At 60.3% G+C, this 5,105-nt stretch carries 2 protein-coding genes; both read left to right on the plus strand.

All coding sequences use genetic code 11. The features are described from left to right. Positions 1 to 1,197, plus strand: a 1,197-nt coding sequence (locus ABWP50_RS00315; protein WP_502950939.1) for a DNA-directed RNA polymerase subunit beta, incomplete at its 5' end; no start/stop codon positions are given. Between the two features lie 141 nt (positions 1,198 to 1,338). Continuing rightward, the coding region (gene rpoC / locus ABWP50_RS00320; protein ID WP_353215988.1) for a DNA-directed RNA polymerase subunit beta' at positions 1,339 to 5,105 on the plus strand (3,767 nt) is incomplete at its 3' end.

Consider the following 5,105-nt stretch of genomic DNA (forward strand, 5'->3'; position numbering starts at 1 on the left):
CGCGCCATTCTGGACCGCGCCACCTATGCCCGCGTGCGGGATGCATTGTTGGGCCAGGAGGTTGTGGCGGCGCCCAAGGGCGTGAAGAAGGGCATCACCATCGATGACGCACTGCTCGAAGAGCATCCGCGCCGCTTGTGGTGGCAGTTTGGCGTGGCCGATGATGGCATGCAGGCTGGCCTGGAAGCCCTGAAGGGCCAGTGGGATGAAGCCCACGCCAGCATCAACGCCAAGCTGGAAGACAAGAAGAGCAAGGTGCAGGCCGGCGACGAACTGCCGCCCGGCGTGCTCAAGATGGTCAAGGTGTTCGTGGCGGTGAAGCGCAAGCTGCAGCCGGGCGACAAGATGGCCGGTCGCCATGGCAACAAGGGCGTGATCAGCCGCATCCTGCCGCAGGAAGACATGCCGTTCCTGGCGGACGGAACGCCGGTGGACATCGTGCTCAACCCGTTGGGTGTGCCGAGCCGCATGAACGTTGGTCAGATCTTTGAAACCCATCTGGGCTGGGCCGCGCGCGGATTGGGCAAGAAGATTGCGGTGATGCTGGAGAACATCAACACCACGATGACGGCTGGTTCTGCCGACGAAATCCGCGATTTGTTCAAGGCCATTTATGGCCCGCAATATGCGCTGGATATCGCCGATCAAAGCGACGCAGCGGTGGTGGAACTGGCGCGCAATCTGGTGGGCGGAGTGCCGATGGCAACGCCGGTGTTCGACGGTGCCAAGGAAGCCGATGTTTCGAACATGCTGGCGCTGGCCGGGTTGGAAACCTCTGGTCAGGTCGAGCTGTTTGATGGCCGCACCGGCGACCAGTTCGATCGCAAGGTGACCGTGGGCTATATCTACATGCTCAAGCTGCACCATTTGGTTGACGACAAGATCCACGCGCGTTCGATCGGGCCGTACAGCCTGGTGACCCAGCAGCCGCTGGGCGGCAAGGCGCAGTTCGGCGGGCAGCGGTTCGGCGAAATGGAATGCTGGGCCTTGCAGGCTTATGGCGCGGCCTACACGTTGCAGGAAATGCTGACCGTCAAGTCCGACGATGTCATCGGCCGCACCAAGGTCTATGAAGCCATCGTCAAGGGCGACGACTCGTTTGAAGCCGGTATCCCCGAAAGCTTCAACGTGCTCATCAAAGAAATGCGGTCGCTGGGCCTCAACGTCCAGCTGCAGTCGAACGAGAAGGTGGAATAAGGCCAACTCCCCTCCCCTCCCCTTCAGGGGAGGGGCTGGGGGTGGGGAATGTCCTGCCCTCTGAAAAGAAAAGCCTTTCCGCCAACACAGCCCCACCCCCGGCCCCTCCCCTGAAGGGGAGGGGTGAAGGAGGAAAAGACCATGTCGAACGAAGTGATGAATTTCTTCTCGCCGGCCGCCAAGCCCGAGACTTTCGATCAGATCCAGATCGCCATCGCCAGCCCGGAACAGATCCGCAGCTGGTCGTTCGGCGAGATCAAGAAGCCGGAAACCATCAACTACCGGACCTTCAAGCCGGAGCGTGATGGCCTGTTCTGCGCCCGTATATTTGGCCCGATCAAGGATTATGAGTGCCTGTGCGGCAAGTACAAGCGCATGAAATACAAAGGCATTGTTTGCGAAAAATGCGGTGTGGAAGTCACCGTATCCAAGGTGCGCCGCGAACGCATGGGCCATATCGAGCTGGCTGCGCCGGTTGCGCACATCTGGTTCCTGAAATCGCTGCCCAGCCGCATCGGGATGCTGCTCGACATGCAGCTCAAGCAGCTGGAGCGCGTGCTGTATTTTGAACAATATGTGGTGCTCGATCCGGGCATGACGCCGTTCAAGAAGTTTGATCTGTTGACCGAAGACGAGCTGTTCACGGCGCAGGAAGAATATGGCGAGGACGCGTTCCAGGCCGGCATTGGCGCCGAAGCCATCCGCATCCTGCTGCAGGAACTCGATCTCGAAGGCGAGATGGAGACGCTGCGCGAGGAACTGCGCACCACCAAATCAGAATTGAAGCCCAAGAAGATCATCAAGCGGATGAAGGTGGTCGAAAGCTTCATCAATTCCGGCAACAAGCCCGAGTGGATGGTGCTGACCGTGGTGCCGGTGATTCCGCCGGAACTGCGCCCGCTGGTGCCGCTGGATGGCGGCCGCTTTGCAACCTCCGATCTCAACGATCTGTATCGCCGCGTCATCAACCGCAACAACCGCCTGAAGCGCCTGATCGAACTGCGCGCGCCTGATATCATCGTGCGCAACGAAAAGCGCATGCTGCAGGAAGCTGTTGATGCGCTGTTCGACAACGGCCGCCGCGGCCGCACCATCACCGGCGCCAACAAGCGTCCATTGAAGTCGCTTTCGGATATGCTGAAGGGCAAGCAGGGCCGGTTCCGGCAGAACCTGCTCGGCAAGCGCGTCGATTATTCCGGCCGTTCGGTTATTGTCACAGGGCCTGAGCTGAAGCTGCACCAATGCGGCCTGCCCAAGAAGATGGCTTTGGAACTGTTCAAGCCGTTCATCTACTCGCGGCTTGATGCCAAGGGTCTGTCGATGACCCTCAAGCAGGCCAAGAAGTGGGTCGAGAAGGAGCGCAAGGAGGTTTGGGATATCCTCGACGAGGTTATCCGCGAACATCCCGTGCTGCTCAACCGCGCGCCGACCTTGCACAGGCTTGGCATCCAGGCGTTTGAGCCGGTCTTGATCGAGGGCAAGGCCATCCAGCTCCACCCGCTGGTCTGCGCTGCGTTCAACGCCGATTTCGATGGTGACCAGATGGCCGTGCACGTGCCGCTGAGCCTTGAGGCCCAGCTGGAAGCGCGCGTGCTGATGATGTCGACCAACAACATCCTGTCCCCTGCCAACGGCAAGCCGATCATCGTGCCGTCGCAGGACATGGTGCTTGGGCTTTATTATCTGTCCATGGAGCTTGAGAACGAGCCGGGCCAGGGCATGGCCTTCGCCGATATGGCCGAAGTGCATCAGGCGTTGTTCAACAAGAATGTAACGCTGCACACCAAGATCATCGCCCGCGTTCTGCAGGCCGATGATGAGGGCAAGCTGTACATGAAGCGGGTGAACACCACGCCGGGCCGCCTGCTGCTTGGGGAAACCCTGCCAAAAAGCCACAAGGTGCCGTTTGAAACCATCAACCGCCTGCTGACCAAGAAGGAATTGGGCGACGTCATCGACATTGTCTATCGCCATGCCGGCCAGAAGGAGACGGTGCTGTTTGCCGATGCCATCATGGCGCTGGGCTTCCGCCACGCCTTCGAAGCCGGCATCAGCTTTGGCAAGGATGACATGGTCATCCCGGTCGCCAAGGCGCGCCTGGTTGATGAAACCAAGGCCGGCGTGAAGGATTTCGAGCAGCAATATCAGGACGGCCTGATCACCCAGGGTGAAAAGTATAACAAGGTCGTCGATGCCTGGGCGAAGTGCGGCGATCTGGTCGCCACCGAAATGATGAAGGAAATCAGCACACCCAAGCAGCTGCCAAGCGGCCGGGTTGCGCCGATCAACTCCATCTACATGATGGCGCACTCCGGTGCTCGCGGTTCCCAGGCGCAGATGAAGCAGCTGGCCGGGATGCGCGGCCTGATGGCCAAGCCATCGGGTGAGATCATCGAAACGCCGATCATCTCCAACTTCAAGGAAGGCCTTACCGTGCTGGAGTATTTCAACTCCACCCACGGCGCCCGCAAGGGTCTGGCCGATACGGCACTCAAGACCGCGAACTCCGGCTATCTCACGCGCCGACTGGTTGATGTCAGCCAGGATTGCGTGGTTATCGAGGATGATTGCGGTACGCAGCGCGGAATGTTGATGAAGGCCATCGTCGAAGGCGGCAACACCATCGTGTCGCTCAGCGAGCGTATCCTTGGCCGCACCGTGCTGGTGGATGTGATCGATGCCAAGACCGGCGAAGTCGTGGTGGCTTCTGGCCATCTGCTGACCGAATCGGACGTGGCAAGCATTGAAACGGCGGCTGTGGCCGAGGTGAAGATCCGATCGCCGCTGCTGTGCGAAACCAAGGGCGGCGTGTGCGGCACCTGCTATGGCCGCGATCTGGCACGCGGCACACCGGTGAACATGGGGGAAGCGGTTGGCGTCATTGCGGCGCAATCGATCGGTGAGCCTGGCACGCAGCTGACCATGCGCACCTTCCACATCGGCGGCGCCGCGCAGGTGTCCGAACAATCGACGGTGGATGCGCCGGTTGACGGCCGCGTCGAATATCGCGGCATGGCCACGATCACCGACAGCCGTGGCCGCGCAATTGCCATGGCCCGCAACGGCGAGCTGGTAATCCGCGACTCCGAAGGCCGCGAACGCTCGATCCACCGCATTCCCTACGGCGCGATCATCAACACCGCTGAAGGGGCCACGGTGGCCAAGGGCGATCGTATGTCGGAGTGGGATCCGTACACATTGCCGGTGATCACCGAAAAGTCCGGCAAGGTGAAGTATCAGGACATTATCGAAGGCGTCACGCTGAAGGAAGAAGTCGACGAAGCCACCGGCTTGGCCAACAAGGTGGTGACTGACTGGAAAACTGCCAGCAAGAAGGAAGATTTGCGCCCACGTATCACCCTGCTGGATGATGCATCCGGCGAATCGGCGCGCTATCTGCTGGCAGTGGACGCCGTGCTGTCGGTGGCCGATGGCCAGATGGTGTCGGCTGGTGACGTGCTGGCCCGCATTCCGCGGGAAGCCGCCAAGACGCGCGACATCACCGGCGGTCTGCCGCGGGTGGCTGAACTGTTCGAAGCACGCATTCCCAAGGACAATGCTGTCATCGCGCGAATCGATGGCCGCGTGGAATTTGGTAAGGATTACAAGACCAAGCGCCGGATCAACATTCGTCCGGAAGATGGCGGTGACGTTGCTGAGTATATGGTGCCCAAGGGCAAGAACGTTGCGGTGCAGGAAGGCGACTTCGTGCGCAAGGGTGACTATCTGATCGATGGCAACCCCAATCCGCACGACATTCTGGAAGTGCTGGGTGTGGAGCCGCTGGCCGAATATCTCTGCGCGGAAATCCAGGAAGTCTATCGGTTGCAGGGCGTGCGCATCAACGACAAGCACATCGAAGTGATCGTGCGCCAGATGCTGCAGAAGGTGGAAATCACCGACAGCGG

Origin of the sequence: Sandarakinorhabdus sp. (assembly GCF_040398645.1) — a bacterium.
GTDB lineage: Bacteria > Pseudomonadota > Alphaproteobacteria > Sphingomonadales > Sphingomonadaceae > Sandarakinorhabdus.